Origin of the sequence: Roseateles sp., from assembly GCF_036486225.1 — a bacterium.
GTDB lineage: Bacteria > Pseudomonadota > Gammaproteobacteria > Burkholderiales > Burkholderiaceae_C > Roseateles.
The window spans coordinates 1-24,609 of record NZ_DASVNZ010000292.1 but is presented as its reverse complement, the minus strand read 5'-3'; the positions used below and the strand labels follow the sequence as shown (position 1 = coordinate 24,609).

Here is a 24,609-nt window from a genome sequence, read left to right as displayed (position 1 = left end):
TCTATCCAGCCGTCGGCGGAGCGGGGAGTAACAAGATCGTCGCGATTCCCGTCATCGGCGGCGCGAGCCAGCGCTTCGCACGCGCCTGACCGATGGCGCGCACCCGTCCTGCCGCTTCGAATTCCGCGAGCGCGCGCTGCACCGTCCGCTGGCTGGCGCCGAGCGCCATCGCGAGCGCCGACGTCGACCACGCCGCGCCGTCGGCCAGCAGGGCCTGCAGTGACGCGGTCTCGCCTTCCAGAGGCGGCACCAGCAGGCAGACCGCGCGCTCGCCCGCCACGCGCAGTGCGAAGCCCTCGCGCGTCGCTTCGATGCGGGCGACGGGATCGATCAGCGCGCGCAGGCGGCCCAGCTCGACGCGCAGCCGCGCGCGATGCGTCTCGTCGGGATGACGGGTCCGGAACGCGCGGAGGATGAGCGTCGCGCGATCCGCATCGGCGGGCCAGGATTCGGCGAGCACGCGTGCCAGTGCGAACAGCACGGGTCGACGCGAGAGATCGACGTGGAGCCCGGCGCCCCGAATGGTGCGTCGGCAGGCGTCCACGACGAGCATCGGCGAGGCCAGCAAGGCCTCGACCTCCTCCAGCCGCAAACTCCTCGCCTGACCGCCGTCGATGCGGCGCGCGGCCGGATGATCGAGCGAGGCGCGCAGATCGTTCGCCTCCGCGATCAGGGCTGCCACGCCGGCACGTTGCGCGGCGACGAGCGCCTGTTCGACGGCGACCCGGGCATCCCGGATGCGCAAGGCCCTCATCGCGAGTTCCGCCGAGGCCAGCGCCGCCATCGCGACGAGCAAGGGCGGCGCGCTGCCGACGTCCTCGGCGGGGAGCGCATCGCCCGCCTGTTCCAGACGACCCAGCAGGATCAGACGCCGCGCGGCGACCAGCCGAGCCTGCAGCGCGTTGGCGCGATCGTCGTGGGCGTCCAGCGTGGTGGCGGCCTGCAGCAGCGGACGCGTCGGTTCTCCAAGGTCGCGCATCGCCAGCGCGACCTCTGCTTCGGCCACGACGCAGCGTGCGCGGGCGACGGCCTCCTTCGGTCCGAACGCCTTGGCGGCCTGACGCAGCAGCTCGCGGGCGCGCGAGTGCTCGCCGAGCTGCGCCATCGCGATGCCGCGCAGCGCGAGCGCGGGAGGATCGTCGCGCAGGGCGACCCGCTGCAACGCGCTCAGCGCATCCCCGGCGGCGAGGAAACGGGCGGCGGCGGTGATCAGGGCGTCCATGGGGAGGAGCTTAAGCGCCGGCGACGGCTGCCCCCCGATCCCCCAGGGTCAGGGAGACCCCTCGTCGGCAGGTGCGGGGGGCCCCGAATACACTCCCGCCCATGGAACTGAAGATCGTCGTCTATTCGAAGTCCGCCTGCCCGCAATGCGACACGGCGAAGAGTCTGCTCAAGTCCCGCGGGATGGACTATCAGGAGATCCTGATCGACGACGAGGCCGAGCGTCTGGCCTTCTACGAGAAGTGCGGCCCGGCCGTGCGCCAGATGCCGCAGGTGTTCATCAACGACCAGCGCGTCGGTGGTGTGACGGGCCTGCAGGCCGCGTTGAAGCAGCTGGGCCGCTGATGTCCCAGGCCCTGCTCGACGTTCCCAGCCCGATCGACCTTCGCGAGATGTCCGACGCCCGCCAATGGGCGGACGAGGCGATGGTCAAACGGCCCTGGCGGACCGAGTTCTTCGCGGCCTTCGCCGACGCGCTCGACGCCGGCAACGCGCATCACGTGCTGGAGCTGGGTTCCGGTCCAGGCTTCCTGGCGGAGTACCTCCTGAGGGCGCTTCCCGGCATCGACTACGTGGCGCTCGATTTCTCGTCCGCCATGCATCAGCTGGCCGCCGAACGCATCGGCGATGCGGCGCATCGCGTGCGTTTCGTCGAGCGCAGCTTCCGCGAGCCGGACTGGGTCGACGGCCTCGGCCCGTTCGATCACGTCGTGACGAATCAGGCGGTCCACGAGTTGCGCCACAAGCGCCACACGCGCGCGCTGCATGAGCAGGTGCGCGGGCTGCTCAAGCCGGGCGGCCGTTATCTCGTCTGCGACCATTTCGCCGGCGACGGCGGCATGAAGAATGAACAGCTCTACATGAGCATCGAGGAGCAGCGCGTCGCCTTGGCCGAGGCCGGCTTCGCGCGCGTGGAGCCGCTGCTGCTCAAGCGCGGCCTGATGCTGTACGCCGCGTCGATCGAACGCTGAGCGGTCCGATCGGCCGGCCGGCACGCGCGCCTTCCCGGCGCGCGGCGATCACTTCGCCGGCGCGATCCCCAGCAGGCCGTCGCGGGTGCTGCCGCGGACCTTGGGGCCGATCCAGACCTTCATCATCATCGGGAAGAAGCTCTCGCCCTGGATGGTGTCGCCGACCTTCTGGCCGTTGACGTTGAACTCCGTCGTCTGCTTCGCGGGGTCGTAGTCGATCGTGACCAGGTCGCCCTTGAGCAGCTTCGCGCGATTGCCGAAGACGACGCCCAGCTGCGAGGTCTGGATGATGTTCTTCGAGAACTCCTCGGCCGCGTTCTGGCGGATGCGGTCCAGCATCGCGTTGGCCAGGTCGCGCGAGGACACGTCGCGCATCATGTAGAAGGTGATGCGCTTCGCGCCCTTCTCTGCGACCGCGGCTTCCATCGTCGTCTGCTTCCTCGGCAGGTAGAAGGCCACCGCGGTGGAGCGCGTCGACAGGATGCTCGAGGTCGCCGCGCCGTTCAGCTGCAGCGTCTGGTTGTGCAGCAGCGCCGTGTCCTGGAACTTGAAGCCCTCGACTTCCACCTCCGCCGCGAAGGCGAACGAGGACATCGCGGCGAGGCCGATGAACAGGGCATTCCGGACGGAGCGGGTGAAGGTGGAACGTTGCATGGGGAAGTCTCCTCGCAGTGACGCGTCGTGTTGTGGGGTTGAGCCGCGAGCCGACCGGACGCGGTGGCGAAGAAGTGGCGTGGCTCGTGGCGTCGCGAGTTCGAGCCGATGGTGACGGCGATCGCGGGGCGCGGTGCGGACCGGATTAAAGCGCGGCGGTATGTGGCGCGTCAGCCCCGGAATCTGGGGCCGTGCCTCTAATCCGAGGTCCGATGTGACGAATGGCACAAGCCCCGGCCTGTTCCGCTGGCACGATGCGCCCCGATTCGAAAATCCAGAACTCCCCGGAGGGATCCCCGTGTCCATCGACCTTCTCCGCGTGCGCCCGTCCGCGCTCGCCGCCGCCATCGCTTCGCTCGTCACCCTCGCCGGCACCGCGCACGCCACCGAGAACAGCCAGGTCCGCGCGCTGCTCGGCGCGCCGTCCTATGAGATTTCGACCCCGCAGTTCCCCGGCGTCTACCTGCAGACCTGGTACCAGCACTACGAGGCCGACAAGCTGCGCGACGTCGACGGCAACACGCCGACGCGCTCGTTGACCATCCCCGGCGTCGGCACGCTGCCGCTGACGGTGAACGGCTCGATCAAGGCCGACGTCTTCGTGCCTCGTCTGACCTGGGTGACCGAGAAGATCGTGATGGACGGCCGCCTGGGCTTCTCCGCCGCGTTCCCGCTGGTCAAGCAGACCAACGACTTCACGCTGACCACGGTGCTGCCGGCGGGCCTGCCGGCCAACGCCGTGGCGCAGATCAACCAGCAGCTGTCCGCCGCCGGCGGCGCGCTGTCGGGCACGCGCAGCGGCCTGGCCGATCCGGAGATCGCCGCCTACATCGACTGGCAGCAGGACGAATCGCGCGTCGCGCTCGGCGTCGCGTTCAACCCGCCGATGGGCTCGTACGACTCGAACCGCGCGGTCAATCCCGGCGCCGGCAAGTACTGGACCTTCAAGCCGCTGCTGGTCGCGTCGCGTGTGTGGGAAAACGGCTTCGCCGTCGGCCTGCGCGCCACGTACTCGATCAACACGCGCAACGACGACACCGGCGTGCGCTCCGGCCAGTACCTGCATGCGGACTGGTCTGGTACCTACAACGTCAACGACCAGTGGAAGGTCGGCGTGCAGGGCTACGTGCTCAAGCAGTTCACCGCCGATCGCGGCGGCGATGCCGGCGCCAACAAGGTCCAGGCGCTGTCGGCCGGTCCGCTGGTCGCCTACCTGGCGGAGAGCGGCGAGTGGGGCGTCGACTTCAAGGTGATGAAGGAGTTCTCGGTGCGCAACCGCCCCGAGGGCACCATCACCTGGTTGCGTCTGAACTACCGTCTGAACTGATCGTCGGCAGACGGACGAAGGAAGACGGAAGTCGGGCGTCAGAAGTCGTAGATGTGCTCGATGTGGTCGCCGGCCCGGTCGGCGCGCCGGAGTTCGTCGCCCAGACGCGCGATCGGCAGCGCGATGACCGCGCGTTTGGTGCCCGGCCGCGTGAGGATTGGCTGCTCGAAGAGCAGCCGCGCCCCGGTCGGCCGCCAGGCCTGCGGGACCAGTTCGCTGACGACGATCTCGCCGGTGTTGCCGGCGACGCTGAGGAAGTCCACATCCTGTCGCGCGAGCCAGCGGCTGTAGCTCGTGAACCCCTCGTAGCGGGGAATCGTCGCGAAGACCGGTCCTTGCGCCGATGAGGACGACGGCGACGCCATCGGCGGGACGATGAAGTCCGGATGCGCGGCGCGCTCGGCCGCGTCGTCCGGCGCCCGGCTCAGCCACACGGCGGTGACCGGTTTCGGCGCGTCGTAGATCGTCTGCGTGCCCAGCTTGATCAGGCGCGCGTAGCCTTCCTTGACGAGCAGTTCCGTCGTCAGCAGGTAGCGGCGTTCCCACTTGCGCGCCATGCCCGGGCCGGTCATCGGCACGTCGCGCCACAGCGATTTCAGCTGCGACGCGAAGTCGAACTTGTACCAGGGGTCGACGCGGATGAAGTCGACGTAGTCCTGCGCGTAACGGGCTGCGAAGCGCTCTTCCTCGACGGGGCCGTCCGTGCCGCGCAAGCCTTCGGCGATGCGGCCGATCGTGCGTTCGTAGGCGCCCTTGAGCGCGTACTCCACCGTCGTGCTGACGCCGATGACCATCACCATCAGGTGGTAGCCGCCGTTGAACGGGTAGCGCTCGATCTCGCGGTTGATCGCGCCGTACGACTGCCAGAACTGCCCGATGTGCGCGAACAGCGGGAAACGGCTCGGTGCGTCGCTGTGGCCCAGCCAGGCGGCGTACTCCGCCGGGCTGTGGACCAGGTACCACTCGGGGAAGGTGAGGAAGGTCTGGTCGGGCGTGCGGCGATCCTCGACCGGTGTTTCAGGCTCAGCGGCGCCGACGACGCCGGCGCCACCGAAGGCCACCGTGACCCCGATGGCCAGCATCGATGCGAGGGTCCGAGCCCTGGCGATCCAACCCTGCGACCGTGATGGCGAGCGTCCGTTCATGCGACCTCCGCCGGCTTGATGAAGCAGAACAGCGTGTTCATCGTCGGATCGTTGGCCTGCAGCACGCGATGGCCGCTGTCCTCGAAGCCGGCGTCGCGCAGGCGATCCACCCAGTCCTGTCCCGAGGCGAAGTGGCGCCGCTCCGCGACGTTGCTCTCCCAGGTCTCGCCCAGTCCGGCGTTGAAGACCGTGTGCGCCAGCGATACCAGCGCACCGAGGTCGGGGTCGCGCACGTCGTGGTCGCGCACGATGAACGCGCCGCCCGGGCGCATCACGCGATGGACCGAACGCAGGAAGGGCCTCAGCGTCTCCGGCGTCATGTGGTGCAGGCCGATGTAGCAGGTCACCAGGCCGATGCTCTCGGAGGCGATGGCCTCGGGCAGCGGGGCGTAGTCGTCGAGCGTGAAGTGCCGGCCGGGCCGCGCGATCCGGCCGCGCTCGACGATGTCGACGGGCGAGTTGCCCTGGGGCTTCTCCTCGACGAACACCAGTTCGCCGCGCAGTCGCAGGGCCTTCGCCAGTCCGCCGTGATACCGGGCCTTGGAGCCGATCTCGAGGTAGCCGTCGAACTCGCGCTCCGCCAGCACGGTCAGCGTCTGCCGCGTCATCTCCGCCTTCTGCTTGAAGAGCGCCGGCAGCGCATAACGCAGCTCCGCGGCGGCTGGCTTGATCGACGGCAGCCGGCGCTGGATGTCGCGGTAGATGCTCTCCTCGTCGCGGTGGCGGGCCACCGCGTCCGCGATCAGGTGATGGAAGCGATCCTCCGGCGCGGTGTGGAAGACGTTCTGGAGGAAGAGGTAGAAGGCGTCGGAGAGGCGCGTGTCGCCGAACACGCGGTGGAACTCGGTGGCGCCGCTCGCCGGCGCGGCAACGGCTGCTTCCACCGCATCCGCTGACGCCGCTGATTCTGCTGAATCCGGCGCGCAGGTCGGCCCGGGGCAGTACTTGTCCCAGAGGGCATTGGTGAAGCGGCCCTGCGGGTCCAACCGCCGCTTGAGCGCGAAAAGTTCGCGCGCGCCCGGATAGGCGCGGTGGAACTGCTCGTGCGTCGCGTGCGGCTGATAGGGCAGGTAGTAGGCGCCGCCGACCGACAGCACCGCGTCGATCAGCTCGCGCGTCCACACGGCGACGCGGCGACGCGCGTTCTCGCGGGTGCGCTGCTTGTGGTACAGCACGAAGGCGAAGGTCTCCGTCGGCGCCCAGGCCAGCAGCGTGTCCGGGTCCGGCATCGCATGGCGGATCGAGATGTTGAGCGCGTTCACCCGATGTCGCCGCAGGATCTCGGCCATCTTCGGCACGAACGCCGTCAGCCGCTCCACCGGCACGAAGTACTCCTGCAACACGTAGGTGCGGTGCATGCGCGTCGGCGGTTCCAGTTCGGCGACGTCGTAGCCGGCCTCGTAGTTGCGCCAGTGCACCTTGCCGCGCAGGTAGAGCAGCGGATCGATCAGCTTCTCCCGGCGTTCCTTGCCGAAGGGCGTCTCCGACATCGACCACAGGAAGTAGCGGTGCAGCGGATACGACGTGCGCAACGGTTGCAGCCGGTCGGGGACGGTGGCGGGCTTGTCGGTCTCCCTCCAGGTGACCGCGCGCAGCGTGCGGTAGTGGGGGCCGTACAGATCCGCGTTGTGGAAGACCGCGGCCGGGTTGCCGCGCACCTGGTCCTTGAAGTAGCTCCAGTAGTCCTCCAGCGCCATGACCGCGTCGTGGCGCTCCACCTTCTGGTTGGTGTCGAGGTCGAGCTCGACCTCGACGATCACGCCCAGCGCCCCGTAGCCGCCGATGGCGCCGCGGAAGATCTCGGCGTGGGATTCGCGCGTGGCCTCGACGACGCTGCCGTCGTGCAGGACGACGCGGATCGCGCGCACCGACAGCACCAGCGGGCCGAGGCCGACGTAGCGGCCGTGGCAGTTGACGCTCAGCGCGCCGCCGACGGTGAAGTTGGCGTAGGTCTGCATGATCTTCACCGACAGCCCGTGCGGGTCGATGAAGCGTTGGATGTCGCACCAGCGCGTGCCGGCCTGGACCCGGATCGTGCGCGCCGTCGGCGAGAACGCGACCACGCGGTTCATCGTCCGCATGTCGATGTGCAGGCTGCCCGGGCTGGCCGTCTGGCCGCCCATGCTGAAACGGCCGCCGCCGACGGACACGGGTCCGGTGGTGCGCCGCAGCGCTTCCTGGACGTCCTCGACCGATTCCGGCGCGACGATGGCCATGACGCGCACCGGATTCAGGCCGGTCACGTCGTTGACGATGTGATGGGAGGACATGCTCATGGGGCGACGGTGAGGTAGTCGGCGGGCCGCTGCGCATCGAAGCGGCGGCCCTCGGGGACGGAGCGGCGCAGGCCGCATTCGATGCACAGCGCCAGCGGGCCCAGCACCGGCAGCGCCGCGAGCAGCAGCCACCAGGCGGAGCGTCCGCGGTCGTGCAGGCGTCGCCCCCAGATCGAGATCAGCAGGACGGTCGCGACCAGCGCGGCGGCCCATCCCAGCGGCGTGTCGGCGACCGCGATCGCGATCCACAGCGCGAGCGGCACCAGCGTGCCGTGGCGCAGCCAGAATCCGCGTCGCGTGAGCGTGCCGGCCGTCGAGAACTCCCTCGCGGCCGCGTTTGTCGATGGCATGGCCATTCCTCCCAGGCGCGCATCATGCCGCAGGGCGGGTGTCGCTCCGGCCCGGGGAACCCCGCCCGGGTGAGGGGGCCTCAGCGCTCGTAGAGCTCCAGCGGCAGCCCGTCCGGATCGGCGAAGAAGGTGAAACGCTTGCCGGTGAGTTCGTCGACGCGCACCGACTCCACGGCGATGCCTTTGGCTTCGAGGTCCCGCTTTCCCGACTCGACGTCGTCGACCTCGAAGGCCAGGTGGCGCAGCCCCTGCGCTTCGGGATACGACGGCCGCGGCGGCGCGTCGGGGAAGCTGAAGAGCTCGATCTGCGAGCCGTCGGGCAGCGCCAGGTCCAGCTTGTACGAGCGCCGCGCCTCGCGGTAGGTCTCCGCGATCACGCGCAGGCCCAGGACCTCGGTGTAGAAGCGGCGCGAGCGCGCGTAGTCGGCGCAGATGATCGCGGTGTGATGGATGCGCAGCAGCAGGGTCATGCCATTCGGTCCATTCGGTCTGTTCGGTTCATCAGCTTCATCAGGTTCGTTCAATCCGCCGTCGGCCGCCGCACGGCCATCAGGGCGGTCCTCAGCACGTCGACGTCCACCGGCTTGACCATGTGCTCGTCGAAGCCGGCCTCGCGCGTCTTTTCGCGGTCCTGCTCCTGGCCCCAGCCGGTCAGCGCGATCAGGCGCGGCCGGCCGATGTCGTCGCCCATGTCGCGCAGCCGGCGTGCGACCTCGTGGCCGTCCATGTCGGGCATGCCGATGTCCAGCAGGATCGCGTCCGGTCGCAGCGCGTGGACGGCCTTCAGCGCCGACGGCCCGTCGTACGCCACCGCCACCTCCGCGCCCATCAGTCGCAGCAGTTCCGCCGTCGTGTCGGCGGCGTCGCGGTTGTCGTCGACCAGCAGCAGCCGCGCGCTCAGCGGTTCGTCGTCGCGCCTCGAGGCGGAGGTGCCCGTGGCCGCAGCCGGGATCTCCGGCAGGCGCAGCTGGAAGCTGCTGCCCAGGCCGAGTCCGTCGCTGGTCGCGGTCAACTGGCCGCCGTGCAGCCGCGCCAGCGTCTGCGACAGGCTGAGCCCGATGCCCAGTCCGCCCTGCGAGCGGCTGTGCGAGCGGTCCAGCTGCGAGAACAGCTCGAACAGCTGCGGCAGCTGCTCCGGCGCGATGCCGATGCCGTTGTCCGTCACGGTCAGGACGGCCTCGGCGTCTTCACGCGCGATGTGCACGTCGATGCGGCCGCCCGCGTCGGTGTAGCGCGCCGCGTTGTTCAGCAGGTTGACCAGCAGCTGCGTCAGCCGCACCGGGTCGCCCTGCACCCACGGCGCCGGACCGTCGAAGCGCAGCGTCAGCCGATGGCCCTCGCGGTCGATCAGCGGGCGGCTGCTCTCCACTGCCGCGTCGACGACGCTGCTGAGGCTCACCGGCTCATGTCGCAGCGTGATCAGGCCGCGGCTGATGCGCGAGACCTCCAGCAGATCGTCGACCAGCCGCACCATGTGGTTGACCTGGCGTTCCAGCAGCTCGCGGATGCCGGTGAAGCGGCCCTCGCGATCGGCGGCGGTCAGCAGGTGCACGGCATTGCGGATGGGCGCGAGCGGATTGCGCAGCTCATGCGCGAGCGTCGCGAGGAACTCGTCCTTGCGCCGGTCCGAGCGCAGCAGCCGCTCCTCCCGGTCCTGCGCGATCGCCTGGTTGCGCGCGCGTTCGACCGCGACGCGGGTGCGGTGCGCCGCCTCGCGGATCAGCGACACGTCGTCGGCGCTCCAGGCGCGCGGCGACTCGTCATGCACGAACAGCAGCGCGACCAGCCGGCCCTGCTCCAGCACCGGCACGTTCACGATCGAACGCACGCGCATGGCGTCGAACGACCGCCGGTGGTCGCGCGTGCGCGGATCCTCGTGGACATCGACGATCTCGACGACCTCGTCGCGCTTGAGCTGGTCCACGAAGCTGCCGTAGTCGCGGAAGCGGCGCAGCCCGGCCAGGCTGTCGAAACCGCCGCGCCGCCAGTCGCGCTCGATGCGGACGGTCTCCGTCTCGTGATCGACGGTGCAGTAGCCGGCGCGTGTCGCGGTCAGCATCATCCCCAGCATCTGCGCCGAGGCGAAGCCGATGTCGGCGGTCGAGCCGACCTCGCGCAGCCGTTCGCTCAACCCGGCGAGCGCCGCGCCGCGCTGTTCGCCGCGCACGCGCGCGGTCACGTCGGCGCCCTCGACGAAGATGTGGGTGACCGCGCCGCGGTCGTCGCGGATCGGCTGGTAGACGAAGTCGAGGAAGTGCTCGCGCGCCTGTCCGCCAGGCCCGTCGATTCCGTCGGCCCCATCCGGCCCGTCAGGCGCTTGCGCGACGAACAGCGCCGCCTGCGCCGTGTAGGCGCGCCCGGTCGCGTAGACCGTGTCCAGCAGGCTCACATAGCCCTGCGCGGCCGCGTCGGGCAGCGCCTGCGCGACGGTGCGGCCGATCACGTCCCGGTCGCCGATCAGCCGCTGGTAGGCGGGGTTGACGCTCTCGAAGCGGTGCTCGGGTCCGGCCAGCACGGCCATGAAGCTCGGCGCCTGCTCGAAGAGCTGGGTCAGCCGTTCGCGCTCGCTGCGGACGCGGCGCTCGGCCATCACTTTCCCGGTGGTCTCCACCACGATCGCCATCACGCCGGCCGGTCGTCCGTCGTCGTCCAGCAGCGGCGAGTAGGCCAGGTTCATCCAGACGTTCTCGGCCCCGCCGTGGCGATGCAGGACGAGCTCCTGGTCCTCGTAATGCAGCGTGCCGCCGGCCAGGCCGACGCGCATGACGTGGTCGTTGAAGTCGGCGACCTCGGGCCAGCCTTCGCGCACGTTGCTGCCGAGTAGCCGCGGGTGTCGCGCGCCGGCGAACACGCCGTAGGCGTCGTTGTAGATCATCACGCCGGGCTCGCCCCAGAGCATCACGATCGGCGTGCGCGAACGCAGCATCAGCGCCGTCGCGTGGCGGACGTGGTCGGGCCAGGTGCTCAACGGTCCCAGGGCGGTCGCTCCCCAGTCGAAGGCGGCGATCAGCGGCGCGACCTCGCCGCCGCCGGACAGGAAGGGCGGCAACGGGAGAGAGACGGAGGACACCGGAGGGTCGGAGGGGGCTGCCAAGCGCGCTCCCGCGGGGCTGGGGATGCGGAAGTATCCGCCGAACCGGGGCGCGGGCCAGCGCGGGGGCTCACCGATCCCCCAGCGGTCCCTCCGCGTGCGGTCAGTGAGCGCCGGCGCTCACGAGCACGTCGCGGGGACCGGCGACGAAGCGGTACTCGGACGCCGGCATCGACGAGGCCTCGTCGTCCAGCGCATAGACATGCAGGTGCACGGCCTCGCCGCCGGCCTCGAACTGGCAATGGCCGCCGAAGCTCGTGCCCTTGGCCAGGCGGCGGTCCAGGTCGTCATCGTCGTCGTGGACTTCGGCGTTCACCCAGACGTAGTCCAGTCCCTGCGTGCCGTGCTCGACCGCCGTCGAGCGCACCGGCTGGCCGTGCAGCATCGGGCGCAGCAGCGCGACGCAGCGGTCGTGCTGGGCGGTTTCGTGGGCGGTCATCGCCGGCTTGCGGCTGGTCGAGCCCGACCCGCAGGCACTCAGCAAGGCGCACAGGACCGCCACCGCGACCACGGCGCGGACCGCGGTCGCAGGGCGCTGGATCGATCGAAGGTCAGTCACGGCTACTCCTGGATCGTCCCGCTGGACCGCAGGACGAGACGCGCAGCCTAGCGAGGCTTCGTCAAGCGCGTGTGAATGGGGTTTCTGGGCGAGATGCGCCCGGCCCCAGATCCCGGGGACACCCGCAGTGTGGCGGCCGGCCATCGGGACGGTTCCACCGGTGGGAGCTCCCCGGTGCGTCGCGTCCTCCTGCAGTTCATCCTCTCCGGAGATCGGTTGGTCGGAGGAGCGACCATCGCGGGCGCGCTTGCCTAGACTGCGCCTCGACATCCATTTTCGAGGGAACCGTTTCATGACCATCCGCTCCATCCGCTCCATCCAGATCGCCCGTCCGGTGGCGCTGCTGCTCGCCGGCGCCGCCGCAGTCCTGTCCACCGGCTGCGTGATCGCGCCCAACACGTCCGAGGCCAACACCCAGCGCATGGACGACGTCCGCAAGATGAGCGAACAGGCGACCGCCACCTGCGGCGCGGGCAACGTCAAGGAAGTGAATTCGAAGAGCTTCACCTGCAAGTGAGGTGGCGCCGTGATGGCGACGCGGTCGCCATCGCGAGCCCCCGCCGTCGCTGCTGACAGGACCTGGCGCGCGGCCCCTCGAGGGCCGCGTATCGTTGCTGCTCACCTTCAACGGGAGACAGCGACATGGGCAACGAAAGACACGACCGGCCGCTGGCCGGCCGCGTGACCGTGGTCACCGGCGCGAGCCGGGGCGCGGGACGTGGCATCGCGCTGGAACTGGGCGCCGCCGGCGCGACGGTCTACGTCACCGGCCGCAGTACCCGTGAGCAGCCGGCGACGCAGTACGACCGCCTCCAGGCCTTGAGCGGGATCTCCCGAATTCCCGGCACGATCGACGACACCGCCGACGAGGTCACCCGGCTCGGCGGCCGGGGCATCGCCGCGCGCTGCGACCACACCGACGAGGCGCAGGTGCGCGCGCTGTTCGAGCGCGTGCAGGCGGAGCAGGGCGGCCTGGACCTGCTGGTCAACAACGCCTGGGGTGGCCACGAAGTCTTCAGCGGCGTCTTCGATGCGCCGTTCTGGGAGCGGCCGATGGACGAGTGGGACGCGATGCTGGACCGCGGCGTGCGCAACCACCTGCTGGCGAGCCGCGCCGCGGCGCCCCTGCTCATCGCGCGCGGCGGCGGACTGATCGTCACGACGACCTTCTGGGACCGCGACAGGTTCCTCAAGGGCAACCTCGTCTACGACCTGGCGAAGGCGGCGATGACGCGCCTGGCCGGCGCGATGGCGCAGGACCTGCGGGCGCATCGCGTCGCGTCGGTGGCGGTGTCGCCGGGCTGGATGCGGACGGAGTTCGTGCTCGCCGGCCACCACACCGACGAGGACCATTGGCAGCAGCGTCCCGAACTGGCGGGCACCGAATCGCCGCGGTATGTCGGTCGCGCCGTGGCGGCGCTGGCCGCGGATCCGCGCATCATGGATCGCACGGGCCGGGTGCTGCGCGTCGGAGACCTCGCCGCCGATTACGGCTTCACCGACATCGACGGCCGCCGCATTCCGCCCTTCGAGATGCAGAACGACTGACAGGGTCTTCGAGCATGCGCGATCATCAGGACTCGTCTTGTCGAGTCCAGGATCCGCCGCCATGCCTACCTCCAGCGCGCCTTTCGCTCCGTTCTTCCTCGGCACCCGGTTGCCGCTGATCCAGGCGCCCATGGCCGGCGTGCAGGACGCGCGGCTGGCCCTCGCGGTGAGCAACGCGGGCGGGCTCGGGTCGCTGCCCGCGGCGATGCTGACGCCGGAGGTCCTGCAGAAGGAACTGAAGGCGCTGCGCGACGGCACCGACAAGCCGTTCAACGTCAACTTCTTCGCCCACACCTCGCCGACGCCGGACGACACGCGTGAGGCCCATTGGCGCGATCGCCTCGGTCCTTACTACGCCGAGTTCGGCATCGATCCGGCGCAGATCAAGGCCGGCCCCGGACGCGCGCCGTTCACGGCGGAGATCGCCGATCTGGTCGAGCCGTTCAAGCCGCCGGTGGTGAGCTTCCATTTCGGCCTGCCGTCCGCCGACCTGATCGCACGGGTGAAGGGCTGGGGCAGTCTGGTGCTGGGCAGCGCGACCACGGTCGAAGAAGCCCGCTGGCTGGAGGCGCACGGCGCCGACGGCGTGATCGCGCAGGGATGGGAGGCGGGCGGTCATCGTGGCCACTTCCTCAGCGACGACCTGACGCGACAGCCGGGGACGATGGCGCTGCTGCCGCAGATCGTGCGTGCGGTGAAGGTGCCGGTGGTTGCGGCCGGCGGCATCGCCGATGTGCGCGGCATCCGTGCGGCCTTGGCGCTGGGGGCGTCGGCGGTGCAGCTCGGCACGGCCTTCCTGCTGTGCGATGAAGCGACGACCAGTGCGCCGCATCGGGCGGCCTTGCGTGATCCGGCGAATCACCACACGGCGGTGACGAATCTCTTCACGGGTCGTCCGGCGCGCGGCATCGTGAACCGCTACATGCGGGAGCTCGGTCCGTTGAACGACGCGGCGCCGGAGTTTCCGCTGGCGACGTCGAGCATTGCGCCGTTGCGCGCGAAGGCCGAGGCACAGGGCAGCGGCGATTTCTCGCCGCTGTGGTCGGGTCAGAACTTCGGTGCCGTGCGCGAGATTGGCGCGGCGGCGCTCGTGACAGAGCTCAGCGCGGCGTTCTGACGGGCTTCATGACTGCCACCGCCGCTGGTCCCCACCCCCACCCTCTCCCGCAAGCGGGAGAGGGCGTGAGAATGCACCGAGCCATTCGGAGCAGGAGCACTGGGGTGGCCCCCTCTCCCGCTTGCGGGAGAGGGGGGTGAGGGCCAGCGGCCTCACGCAGTCAAGGCAGCGGCGCACCCCGCGCCGCCACGTACAGCGCGTACCACTCGTTGCGGCTGAGCTGAATCTTGAGCGCATCGCCGCAGGCGCGGATGCGATCCGGATTCGCCGACCCGATGACCGGCTGGATGCGCGCCGGATGCTTCATCAGCCACGCCAGCAGGATGCCTTCGGTGCTGACGCCGTGCTCATGCGCCAGCTTCTGGACCAGCGCGCGGGCGGCCTCGTCGGCCGGGTCTTGCGCGGTCTCGCCGCTGAAGCGTCCGCGGGCCAGCGCGGCCCAGGCCTGCAGCTGGATGCCGTGCTGCTGGCAATGTTCCAGCGTGCCGGTCCAGGCCAGCGCGCCGGGTCGTGCCGCGGCCTGGCGGTCGTTGAAGCAGGTGCCCGCGTCCAGCGGTTCCAGGTGGCCGAGGCCGAGTTCCAGCTGGTTCACGACCAGCGGTTGATCCAGCGCACGGCCCAGCCAGGCCATCTGGCCGACGTTCATGTTGGACACGCCGAAGTGGCTCACCTTGCCTGCCGCGCGCAGGCGCTGGAAGGCTTCCGCGATCTCCTCGGGCTGCATCAGCGGATCCGGGCGATGCAGCAGCAGGATGTCCAGGCGCTCGGTGCCCAGGCGCTTGAGGCTGGCCTCGACCGCCTGGACGATGTAGCCGCCCGACAGGTCGTAGCGGCCCGGGCCTTCTTCGTCGGCGAAGCGGATGCCGCACTTGCTCTGCAGCACGATGCGCTCGCGCAGCGAGGGCTGGCGGCGGAACAGTTCGCCGAAGACCGATTCGGCCTTGCCGCGGGTGTAGATGTCGGCGTGGTCGAACAGCGTGACGCCGATCTCCAGCGCGGCCTCGACGGCGGCCTGCGCGTGGTCGACGTGGGCGTGGGTGAACGGGGAGTCGTCCCAGTGGCCGCCCAGTCCCATGCAGCCATAGGCGAGCGGGCTGACGGTCGGGAGGTGCTGCTGCAGCGGAAGGGCGTGGCTCATGGTGGGCGTGCGCGTTCTGGAATGGGGAACGCGCCCGGGTGGGCGCGCGGTGCGGGATTGTGACGCGGCGCGCGGGCGCCGCGTTTCATCGTGGTTACGTCGCCGGGAGGATGTCCACGCGCCAGGCGTTGCCGGCGCGCGAGACCTCCAGGCGCGAGTCGAAACGCACGTCCAGGAATCGCTCGATGACGGCGAAGTTGGTCCGGCTGTGCTCGGTCAGCTCGGTGCAGGTGAACGCGGCCGGGCGACCCGATCCCGCCACCGCCAGCGCGAGCGGCAGTGCGAGTTGATCCGCCAGGTGCGGGCCCGCCGCGCCGGCCGAGGTCTCGTACGCGCGCATCTCCGTGAAGACCTTCTGCGCCACCTCCTCCGCCGACAGACCGCGCTCGCCGAAGGCGATGAACACCTCGGTCAGATGCTCGTGGACCAGCGTCGTCATCAGCGCGTTCCCGGGGCCTTCGTTCTGACGCGCCGTGCCGACGCGCAGCTGATGCTTGTCCCAGCCGGTCAGTCGTTCCAGCACTTCCAGTTCGCGGTCCGCGACGCCGCGCGGCAGCGCGGGCGCCAGCACCTCGGCGAAGGCTTCCAGCGGCTCGCCGCGCTCGAGCAGGTCGAACGGGCGCAGGCCGCCGTCGGCCGGCGTGATCATGGCGTCGATCTCTCCGCCGCCGGCGGGGAAGAAGCCGTGACGACGCAGGGTCAGGTCGAGCTTCGCCCCCGTGCGTCGCACCAGCGGCGCGAAGCTGCGCTGCAGGAAATGGAACGGCGGCGCCATCGGGTTGTGCGTGCCGCCGGACAGGCGCAGGCGGCTGGGGCCGTCCGCCAGCATCAGCGCAGGCAGCACGGTCTGCAGCACCAGCGTGCAGCTGCCCGCCGTGCCCACCGCGAAGCGGTAGTCGCCGGCGTGCACCTGCCCGGGACGGAACTCCAGCGCCTGCGAGCCGAGCTCCGCGCCGATCACCGTCGCGCCGCAGACCTCCTGCGCGGCCAGCACGCAGGTCAGGTGCTGGCGCATCAGGCCCGGCTTGGGGCGCCTGGCGCGGATGCGCTCGATGCGCAGCGACGTGCCGGTGCACATCGCCAGCGCGAGCGCCGTGCGCAGGATCTGCCCGCCGCCTTCGCCTTGCGAGCCGTCGAGTTCAACCATGTTCTCCCTGATCTTCATTTCTTCTCGCGGTCCCCGCGGCGATGCGCCGCGGGTCCACGCCTTTCTCTCTTGGTCTTCTGTTCTATCTTCTTCGATCCGGCCTCAGCGTGCCGGCAGCAGGCCGCAGGTCGTCAGTGCGAACGACAGGCTGGCGCGGAGCGCCGGCGGCAACACCGGAGACGACATCCGCCACTGGTCGCGCAGCTGAGCGGCTTGCGGTTCGCCGGGCGCGGACACGCCACGTCGCGTGCTCACTTCCCAGCGCTCGAACGCGTTGATCAGCGCGTCGACACCGCCCTCGGGCAAGGGTCGGCGCGCCAATTCGAGCAACTCGCCGAACTGCGTCCACAGGCCCCAGGATCGCGACATCCTGAGCCCGCGGCGCAGCGCGACCGCGCTGCCGTGCGCCATCACCAGCGGCCATAGTTCGGCGGGCGAGAGCCCGGGAGCGCCTCGTCCCACGGCCTCCGCCGCGATGCGCTGCACGCGCGGCGAGGTGTCGCCCAGGGCGCGGCACAGCCAGTGCTGCTGCCGATCGTCGACGCTCGCGCGGATCAGGTGCTCCAGCGCGACGGCGCGCAGCGGCGCCTTCGGTTGGACGCCATCGGCCATCGCCAGCAGTCGCTCGGCCCGGCTCGTGGTCGACGCGGGATCGACCTGCGCCAGCAACACGAAGGCCGGCACGCCGCTGTGCGGTGCGTGGTCGAGCGCCTGCGCCTGCAGTTGCGATTCGGCGGTGACACGGACCAGGTCCGTCCCGCTGCTCCGGCGCAGGAATGCGAGCGCCACGTCCCGTACGCCGCCGCGCGGATCCAGCGCCAGCCGTTGTGCGGTCGCGGTGCCGAGCTCCGGCGTCGTGTCGCACAGGCGGCGCAACGCGTGAGCCCGGACCGGCCCGGTCGGGCTGTCGCAGGCGGTGAGCCAGAGCGCCGACCGCGCCAGACCGCCGGGCAGATCCTCGATGCGTTCGAGCGCCCAGCGGGCCGCGACGATGTCCGCGCCGCGCAAGCGGGCCGACAGCAGCGCCGTGCGCTCGGCCTTCGGCGAGATCCGCCATTCGGCGGTGTCCAGCCAGCGTCCCACCACGGGAGGCAGTCGGGTGCGTGCGTCGGACAACTGCTCGATCCGGCCCGGCGCGAGCAGGAAGTCCGCGATCGTCGTCAGCAGCGGCCCGTGGTCGGCGCGCTGTCCGCGCAGCACGTCGGCCAGTGCCGGCAAGGCCGCCGGCCAGGTCGCGAGGCGGTCGTCGGCGAGGAATCGCTGCACGGCGATGCCGGCGGCCCATCGCACCTGCGGGACCCAGTCGTTCACGCGGGCCAGCAGGCCCGGCAGGGCCGCGGGCGCCCGCAGTTCACCCAGCGCCTCCACGGCTTCCTGCCGTGAGTGACCGCTGCGCGCCTCCAGCATCGGCAACCAGGCCTCCGCTGTCTGCTCCGACGGTCTGTCGCCGGAGAACCAATCCTTCCAGTTCATCTTCTTCTCCCTGACGGTACGACGCCCGCCGCCAAAGCCGCGCGCGCCGTCCGCTCGTCGCCGGCCGTCAGGCCGGTCTCTTGTTCCTCATCCCTTCACACACACCACCTGCTTCAGCGTGTGCACCACCTCCACCAGGTCCTGCTGCGCCGCCATGACCGCGTCGATGTCCTTGTAGGCCATCGGGATCTCGTCGATGACGTCCTTGTCCTTGCGGCACTCGACGCCTTCGGTGGCTTCGCGCTGGTCCTTCAGCGTGAAGCGGCGCTTGGCTTCCGTGCGGCTCATCGTGCGGCCGGCCCCGTGCGAGCAGCTCTCGAAGCTCTCCGGATTGCCCTTGCCGCGCACGATGTAGCTGCGCGCGCCCATGCTGCCGGGGATGATCCCCATCTGGCCCTGCTTCGCGCTCACCGCGCCCTTGCGGGTCACGAATACGTCCTGGCCGAAGTGGGTCTCCTTCTGCACGTAGTTGTGGTGGCAGTTGACCGCCTCGATGTGGCTCTCGAACTTCTTCCCGATCACCTTCTTCGCAGCCCCGATCACGCGGCGCATCATCACCTCGCGGTTGGTCTCGGCGAACTTCTGCGCCCAGCCCACCGCGCGCACGTAGTCGCCGAAGTACTTCGCGCCTTCCTCGAAGTACGCGAGGTTCGCATCGGGCAGGTTGGCCTGGTGCTGCATCGCGTCCTTCTTCGCCAGCTCGATGAACATGGTGCCGATCGCGTTCCCGACGCCGCGCGAACCCGAATGCAACATGAACCACACGAAGCCCACCTCATCCAGGCAGACCTCGATGAAGTGGTTGCCCGTCCCGAGCGTGCCCAGGTGCTTGTGGTTGTTGGTGTTCTTCAGCTTGGGGTAGTCGCGGCAGATCTCGGCGAAGCCGGGCTGGAGTTCCGCCCAGGCCGCATCGACCATCTCGGGCGGGTTCTCCCACGAGCCGACGTCGCGGCCCTTGGGCGTGCGACCGTGCGGCACGGCGGCCTCGATCGCGGAACGCAGCGGACCCAGGTTGTCCGGCAGGTCCTCGGCGCGCAGCGTGGTCTTGCAGGCCATCATCCCGCAGCCGATGTCGACGCCGACCGCGGCCGGGATGATCGCCTTCAGCGTCGGGATCACCGACCCCACCGTCGCGCCGATGCCCAGGTGCACGTCGGGCATCGCCGCGATGTGCTTGAACACCACCGGCAGCTTTGCCGCGTTCATCAGCTGCTTGCGCGCTTCATCCTCGACGGGCACGCCCTGCGTCCACATCTTCACCGGCACGCCGCCGGCGACTTCCATCTCGTTGTAGTTCTTCATGGCTTTCTCCTGCCGCCGGCACGCGCCGACGTTCCTGTGTTCTCTGCGATCTCGATTCTCAAGGCGGTCTTTGTTCGAGCTCCGCCACGGCTCCCCGGGGGCGGTACACATGCACCGCCTCTTCTTCATTGCAACGCCCGTGCCAGGTCTTGCCAGGCCATGCCGGGACTGATCTTCTGCTTCATCAAGTCGTTGATTCGCAACGAAAAATTTTTCCCAACGCGAAAAGATCGCTGCCCTCCATTCATCCGCGACATGCTGTTGTGCTGGATAACTGGCTAGAAAACTAGCGAAAAAGATAGCTAGGCTGGGAGGCCCGGATAAACTGCGGCCATGGCGAAGAAGAATGTGGTGATCGGCTACCTGGGGTCTCAGCTGGACGGCGGCATGGGCGCGGGCCGCTGGGAGAAGTGGCGGCCGACGGTCTCGCTGGTGTCGCAGCCGGACGTGGTCGTGCACCGGCTGGAGCTCTTCCATGCGCCGCAACACCTGGCCCTCGCGGAGCTGCTGCGGACCGACATCGCCAAGGTCTCGCCGGAGACCGAGGTCCAGCTCATCGAGATGCCGCACGAGGATCCCTGGGACTTCGGCGAGGTCTACGCCACGCTCTACGACTGGGTCCGTGGCTACCGCTTCGATCCCGCGCACGAGCAGTACTGGGCCCACATCACCACCGGCACGCACGTCGCGCAGATCTGCATGTTCCTGATGGTGGAGGCGCGCTTCATCCCCGGCGTGCTGCTGCAGACCTCGCCGCCGCGCAAGTGGAAGGAGGGCGAACCCGGTTCGATGACGCTGATCGACCTGGACCTGTCGCGCTACGACCGCATCGCGCAGCGCTTCGAGGCGGAGCAGCACGACGCCGTCGCTTTCCTGAAGCGCGGCATCGCGACGCGCAACCGCCGCTTCAACGCGTTGATCGAGGAGATCGAGCGCGTGGCCGTGCACTCGCGCGCGCCCCTCCTGCTGGCCGGGCCGACGGGCGCGGGCAAGTCCTTCCTCGCGCGCCGCATGTACGAGCTGAAGCAGACGCGTCACCAGCTCGCCGGCGCTTTCGTCGAGGTCAACTGCGCGACGCTGCGCGGCGACGGCGCGGCGTCGACGCTGTTCGGGCACAAGAAGGGCTCGTTCACCGGCGCGATGGCGGACCGCGCCGGCCTGCTGCGCACGGCGGACGGCGGGCTGCTGTTCCTGGACGAGATCGGCGAGCTGGGCCTGGACGAGCAGGCGATGCTGCTGAAGGCGATCGAGGAGAAGCGCTTCCTGCCCGTCGGCGCCGACCGGGAGGTGGCGAGCGACTTCCAGCTGATCGCCGGCACCAACCGCGACCTGCGCGCCGAGGTCGCGGCGGGGCGCTTCCGCGACGACCTGTTCGCGCGGATCAACCTCTGGACCTACAGCCTGCCAGGCCTGCGCGACCGGCCCGAGGACATCGAGCCCAACGTCGACCATCTGGTGCAGCAGGTCGGCCGCGAGAGCGGCCGCGCCGTGCGCTTCAACGCCGAGGCGAAGACGCGTTACCTGGCCTTCGCGCAATCGCCGCGGGCGCCGTGGAGCGGCAACTTCCGCGACCTGTCGGCGTCCGTGACCCGGCTGGTGACGCTGGCCGAGGGCGGCCGCATCGGCACGCCGCTGGTCGAGGCCGAGATCGCGCGGCTCGAATGGCTGTGGGAGCGGGAGACGGTCGGGTCTGGCCGTCCGGGCAAGTCAGGCATGGCGGGCACGGCGGGCGGCGCCGGTGACGGCGAAGAGGGCGGCGAAGGGGGTGGCGACGCGCTGCTGGCCGCGCTCTTCGATCCGCCCGAGCTGGCAGCGATGGACCTCTTCGACCGTCTGCAGCTCGCCGCGGTGCTGCGCGTGTGCGCGGCGGCCTCGTCGCTGTCAGAGGCGGGGCGGCAGCTCTTCCACGCGAGCCGGCAGGCCCGCAGCGTGGTCAACGACGCGGACCGCCTGCGAAAGTACCTGCTGAAGTTCGGCCTCTCCTGGGATCGCATCGCCGCGGCGCGGTGAACGATGAGCGCCCCCGCCTTCACGCGAACCGCACCCGTCGTCCGTACGGCAGCCCGGATGCTTCTTCAGGACCGGTCACAATCGCCGCTTCCCTGCCTATGACTTTCGACCGGTCCTCCTCCTCCGCTCCCTGCGCCGATCCCGTGCCCGCGACGACCCCGCGTCATCGCCTGGCGGCTTGGCTGATCGCCGCGTGTTGCGCGGCGTTCGCGGCACCGGGGGCCATGGCGGCGACGGCGGCGTCGGCACCGACCTCGGCGCCTGTCGGTGGAAAGGCGGCATCGGCATCGGCATCGAACAAGGCGATACCGGCTCCGACCTCCGCGTCGGCTTCAGCGCCAGTCGTCGACCCGGGCGCCATCGGCGACCTGTCCGACCCGGTGCGCGCCGTCAGCCAGTACAAGATCGACCTCTGGCAGACCGAACAGGGGCTGCCGCTCAATACCGTCCAGGCCTTGCTCCAGTCCCGCGACGGCGGTCTGTGGATAGGCACCGGCGGTGGGCTGGCGCGTTTCGACGGCAAGCGCTTCGTGGGCTTCGACGCCGCGCAGGCGCCGGACGTCGCTTCGCAGCCGGTGTTCGCGCTGCTCGAGGACCGTCTCGGCCGGTTGTGGATCGGTCATCCCAACGGCGTGACCGTCTACGAGCATGGCCGCTTCTCTGCGGTCATCACCAAGGCGCAGGCCGGCGGACGCCGGATCTGGTCCCTGGTCGAGGACAAGGCCGGCGCGATCTGGGCCGCAGGCGATGGCGGGCTGGTCCGCTGGAAGGACGGCGCGGTCAAGGTCTTTGGCGCCGCCGACGGCCTGCCCACCGCGCGGCTGCGCAGCGCCGCCTTCGACACCGCCGGCACGCTCTGGATCGGCACCACCGGGGCCGGCCTGTTCGCGATGACGCCGGACGGCCGGTTCAAGACCTTCGATCCGGCGGCCGGCTTCCCGCATGCGCAGGTGCGCTTCGTGTTGGCCGATCCGGCCGGCGGCATCTGGGCGGCGACCGCGGGCGGCGGGCTGGTCCGCATGCAGGGCGTCGACAAGCCCGACATGCGCGTCTACACGACCGCCGACGGCCTGCCCAGCGATCACCTGACCGCGCTGACCCGCGACGCCCGCGGCGACCTGTGGGTCGGCAGCTGGGGCGCTGGCGTGAGCCGCCTGCGCGACGGTCGCTTCAGCACGATCTCGTCCGGCACCGGTCCGGGCACGGGATTGGCCGGCAGCCAGATCTGGTCGCTGATGGCGGACCGCGAGGGCAGCATCTGGGTCGGGACCTGGGTCGACGGGCTCAACCGCCTGCGCAACCGCGCCTTCACCGTGCTGGGCACGCCCGAGGGCCTCAGCCACGACAACGTCCGGTCGGTCGTCGCCGCGCGCGACGGCTCGATCTGGGCCGCGACCTCCGGCGGCGGACTCAACCGCTTGAAGGACGGCCGCATCACGACGGTGCGCCAGGCCGACGGCCTGCCGACCGACGAGATCTCCACGCTGCACGAGGCGCGCGACGGCACGCTCTGGATCGGTACCTATACCGCCGGCGTCGCGCGCCGGCGGCCGGACGGCCAGATCGACCGCTTCGGCGCCGACAGCGGCCTGCCCGGCATCGAGATCCGCGCCCTCTTCGAAGACCGCGCCGGCACGCTGTGGGTCGGCACGCGGACGGCGCTGGCGCGCTTCAACGGCCACGGCTTCGACGTCGTCACCGCGCCCGGCCTGCCCAACGAGGGCGTCGCCGCGATCCTGCAGGACCGCGACGGCACGCTCTGGTTCGGCACCACCGGCCAGGGGCTGGTGCGTTGGCGCGACGGCAAGGCGCGGCAGTTCACGACGGCCGACGGCCTGTTGTCCGACTGGATCATCGCGCTCAAGGAAGACGCCCGCGGCGAGCTCTGGATCGGCACGAACGGCGAAGGCATCAACCGCCTGAAGGACGGCCGCATCGGCGCGATCAAGCCGGCGGACGGTCTGTGGGACGGGCTGTCGCAGGTCTTCCTCGAGGACCGCGCGGGGTACTTCTGGATCACCTGCAACCGCGGCTTCTACCGCGTCGCGCGGGACGATCTCGACGGCTTCCTCGACGGCCGGCTGAAGCAGGTGCGCTCGGTCGGCTACGGGCCCGGCGACACGCTGCGCGCGACCAGCTTCGCCGGCAACCTGCAGGCCGCCGGCGCGATCGACGCCCAGGGACGCGCCTGGCTGCCGTCGTCGGCGGGCCTGGTGGTGGTCGATCCCGGACGCCTGCCCGGCGGCGGCGAGCCGCCCACGGTGCGCATCCAGCAGATCAAGGTCGACGGCGAGACGCTCGCGCTCGACGGCCGGCCGCTGGAACTGCCGCCGGGGCCGGTGGCGCTGTCGGTCAGCCTCGCGGCGTCGACGCTGCGCGAAGCCGACCGGGTGCGCTTCCGCTTCTGGATGGAAGGCCTGTCGCGCGGCTGGACCGACGTCGGCAACGACCGCGAACTCACCTTCCCCGCGCTGTCGCACGGCCAGTACAAGCTGCGCCTGGCGGTGTCCGGCGACGGACAGCGCTGGCGCGAATCGGACACGCCGCTGCCGGTCACCGTGCAGCCGCGTTTCCATGAGACGGGCTGGTTCCACTTCCTCGTCGCGGTGGCGGCGATCGGTTTCTTCGCCGGGGCCGTGATGTTGCGGATGCGCCAGCTGCGCGCGCGCCACATCGAGATGGAGCGCCTGGTGGCCCAGCGCACCGAGGAACTCCGGCAGGCCAACGAGCATCTGAAGCAGCTGTCCTTCCTCGACGCGGTCACCGGGCTGCCGAACCGCCGCCGCTTCAATGAAGCCGCCGACGAGGAATGGCGCCGCGCGCGCCGCACCGGCACCTCGCTGGCGCTGGTGCTCGCCGACGTCGACGCGTTCAAGCGCTACAACGACCAGATGGGGCACCTGAAGGGCGATGAATGCCTGGGCGCCGTGGGCGCGGTGCTGGGCGCGTCGATCGGGCGCGCCGGCGATCTGGCGGCGCGCTACGGCGGCGAGGAGTTCGTCGTGCTGCTGCCCGGCGCCGACCGCGAGGCCGCGCTCAAGGTGGCCGAGTCCGTCCGCGCCGGCATCGAGTCGCTCGCCATGCCGCATCCCACCTCGCCGGTCTGCCCGGTGGTCACCGTCAGCCTCGGCGTCGCCGCCTGCGTGCCCAGCGAGGAATGCACGCTGGAAAGCCTCATCGCGCAGGCGGACGAGGCGCTCTACCTCGCGAAGCGGGAAGGGCGGAATCAGGTCCGCTGATCGGTCGACCGAGCGGTCGCCGGGCAAGCCGGGGCCCCCCG

The 24,609-nt window shown here is 70.4% G+C and carries 21 protein-coding genes; 8 read left to right on the top strand and 13 right to left on the bottom strand.

Going from position 1 to position 24,609, the window contains the following annotated elements; all coding sequences use genetic code 11:
• Position 1 precedes the first annotated feature (1 nt).
• Complete coding sequence (locus VF536_RS19175; RefSeq protein WP_331616466.1) at positions 2 to 1,222, bottom strand: helix-turn-helix domain-containing protein; 1,221 nt, start codon at positions 1,220 to 1,222, stop codon at positions 2 to 4.
• 101 nt (positions 1,223 to 1,323) lie between these two features.
• Here VF536_RS19175 and VF536_RS19170 point away from each other — a divergent pair, with 101 nt between their 5' ends.
• Complete coding sequence (locus VF536_RS19170; protein ID WP_331616465.1) at positions 1,324 to 1,566, top strand: glutaredoxin; 243 nt, start codon at positions 1,324 to 1,326, stop codon at positions 1,564 to 1,566.
• Positions 1,566 to 2,192 (top strand): class I SAM-dependent methyltransferase, encoded by a 627-nt coding sequence (locus tag VF536_RS19165; protein WP_331616464.1) that lies wholly within the window; start codon positions 1,566 to 1,568, stop codon positions 2,190 to 2,192. Before VF536_RS19170 ends, VF536_RS19165 begins: the two co-directional genes overlap by 1 nt.
• Before the next feature lie 48 nt (positions 2,193 to 2,240).
• Here the strand turns inward: VF536_RS19165 and VF536_RS19160 are convergent, their stop codons facing one another.
• Positions 2,241 to 2,846, bottom strand: a complete 606-nt coding sequence (locus tag VF536_RS19160; protein WP_331616463.1) for a chalcone isomerase family protein — start codon at positions 2,844 to 2,846, stop codon at positions 2,241 to 2,243.
• 298 nt (positions 2,847 to 3,144) lie between these two features.
• Between VF536_RS19160 and VF536_RS19155 the strand changes: the two genes are divergently transcribed.
• Positions 3,145 to 4,173: a SphA family protein gene (locus VF536_RS19155; RefSeq protein WP_331616461.1), complete on the top strand. Its 1,029-nt coding sequence runs from the start codon at positions 3,145 to 3,147 to the stop codon at positions 4,171 to 4,173.
• Between the two features lie 38 nt (positions 4,174 to 4,211).
• Here VF536_RS19155 and VF536_RS19150 read toward each other — a convergent pair whose 3' ends face one another.
• From VF536_RS19150 to VF536_RS19125, 6 genes are all read right to left on the bottom strand, one after another.
• On the bottom strand, positions 4,212 to 5,255 hold the full coding sequence (locus tag VF536_RS19150) for a hypothetical protein (protein ID WP_331616460.1): 1,044 nt from the start codon (positions 5,253 to 5,255) through the stop codon (positions 4,212 to 4,214).
• A 59-nt stretch (positions 5,256 to 5,314) separates the two neighbouring features.
• Complete coding sequence (locus VF536_RS19145) at positions 5,315 to 7,594, bottom strand: FAD-binding protein (RefSeq protein WP_331616459.1); 2,280 nt, start codon at positions 7,592 to 7,594, stop codon at positions 5,315 to 5,317.
• Positions 7,591 to 7,944, bottom strand: coding sequence for a DUF805 domain-containing protein (locus VF536_RS19140; RefSeq protein WP_331616458.1), 354 nt, complete (start codon positions 7,942 to 7,944; stop codon positions 7,591 to 7,593). The genes VF536_RS19145 and VF536_RS19140 overlap by 4 nt, the downstream gene beginning before the upstream one ends.
• A gap of 80 nt (positions 7,945 to 8,024) precedes the next feature.
• Positions 8,025 to 8,408 (bottom strand): VOC family protein, encoded by a 384-nt coding sequence (locus VF536_RS19135; protein ID WP_331616500.1) that lies wholly within the window; start codon positions 8,406 to 8,408, stop codon positions 8,025 to 8,027.
• Positions 8,409 to 8,464: 56 nt separating this feature from the next.
• Positions 8,465 to 11,014, bottom strand: a complete 2,550-nt coding sequence (locus tag VF536_RS19130) for an ATP-binding protein (RefSeq protein ID WP_331616457.1) — start codon at positions 11,012 to 11,014, stop codon at positions 8,465 to 8,467.
• Positions 11,015 to 11,138: 124 nt separating this feature from the next.
• The gene (locus VF536_RS19125) at positions 11,139 to 11,594 is read right to left on the bottom strand and encodes a hypothetical protein (RefSeq protein ID WP_331616456.1); all 456 of its coding nucleotides are present in this window, start codon (positions 11,592 to 11,594) and stop codon (positions 11,139 to 11,141) included.
• A 292-nt stretch (positions 11,595 to 11,886) separates the two neighbouring features.
• Between VF536_RS19125 and VF536_RS19120 the strand changes: the two genes are divergently transcribed.
• From VF536_RS19120 to VF536_RS19110, 3 genes are all read left to right on the top strand, one after another.
• Positions 11,887 to 12,111 carry a hypothetical protein gene (locus VF536_RS19120; protein WP_331616455.1) on the top strand — a complete coding sequence of 75 codons (225 nt, stop codon included), beginning with the start codon at positions 11,887 to 11,889 and terminating at the stop codon, positions 12,109 to 12,111.
• Between the two features lie 125 nt (positions 12,112 to 12,236).
• Complete coding sequence (locus VF536_RS19115) at positions 12,237 to 13,142, top strand: SDR family NAD(P)-dependent oxidoreductase (protein ID WP_331616454.1); 906 nt, start codon at positions 12,237 to 12,239, stop codon at positions 13,140 to 13,142.
• A gap of 61 nt (positions 13,143 to 13,203) precedes the next feature.
• Positions 13,204 to 14,259 carry a nitronate monooxygenase gene (locus VF536_RS19110; RefSeq protein WP_331616453.1) on the top strand — a complete coding sequence of 352 codons (1,056 nt, stop codon included), beginning with the start codon at positions 13,204 to 13,206 and terminating at the stop codon, positions 14,257 to 14,259.
• A 160-nt stretch (positions 14,260 to 14,419) separates the two neighbouring features.
• Here the strand turns inward: VF536_RS19110 and VF536_RS19105 are convergent, their stop codons facing one another.
• From VF536_RS19105 to VF536_RS19090, 4 genes are all read right to left on the bottom strand, one after another.
• Positions 14,420 to 15,397, bottom strand: coding sequence for an aldo/keto reductase (locus tag VF536_RS19105; protein WP_331616452.1), 978 nt, complete (start codon positions 15,395 to 15,397; stop codon positions 14,420 to 14,422).
• A gap of 94 nt (positions 15,398 to 15,491) precedes the next feature.
• Positions 15,492 to 16,544 carry an RNA 3'-terminal phosphate cyclase gene (rtcA, locus tag VF536_RS19100; protein WP_331616451.1) on the bottom strand — a complete coding sequence of 351 codons (1,053 nt, stop codon included), beginning with the start codon at positions 16,542 to 16,544 and terminating at the stop codon, positions 15,492 to 15,494.
• 102 nt (positions 16,545 to 16,646) lie between these two features.
• On the bottom strand, positions 16,647 to 18,017 hold the full coding sequence (locus tag VF536_RS19095) for a hypothetical protein (protein WP_331616450.1): 1,371 nt from the start codon (positions 18,015 to 18,017) through the stop codon (positions 16,647 to 16,649).
• A gap of 87 nt (positions 18,018 to 18,104) precedes the next feature.
• Positions 18,105 to 19,319 (bottom strand): RtcB family protein, encoded by a 1,215-nt coding sequence (locus VF536_RS19090; protein WP_331616449.1) that lies wholly within the window; start codon positions 19,317 to 19,319, stop codon positions 18,105 to 18,107.
• Between the two features lie 333 nt (positions 19,320 to 19,652).
• Between VF536_RS19090 and rtcR the strand changes: the two genes are divergently transcribed.
• Positions 19,653 to 21,329, top strand: coding sequence for an RNA repair transcriptional activator RtcR (gene rtcR / locus VF536_RS19085; protein WP_331616448.1), 1,677 nt, complete (start codon positions 19,653 to 19,655; stop codon positions 21,327 to 21,329).
• Between the two features lie 163 nt (positions 21,330 to 21,492).
• Here rtcR and VF536_RS19080 read toward each other — a convergent pair whose 3' ends face one another.
• On the bottom strand, positions 21,493 to 21,732 hold the full coding sequence (locus VF536_RS19080) for a hypothetical protein (RefSeq protein ID WP_331616447.1): 240 nt from the start codon (positions 21,730 to 21,732) through the stop codon (positions 21,493 to 21,495).
• On the opposite strand from VF536_RS19080, the gene VF536_RS19075 reads away from it, so the two are divergent.
• A complete protein-coding gene (locus VF536_RS19075; RefSeq protein WP_331616446.1) occupies positions 21,710 to 24,568 on the top strand; it encodes a two-component regulator propeller domain-containing protein in 2,859 nt (952 codons plus the stop codon). The genes VF536_RS19080 and VF536_RS19075 overlap by 23 nt on opposite strands.
• The last annotated feature ends 41 nt before the right edge of the window (positions 24,569 to 24,609 follow it).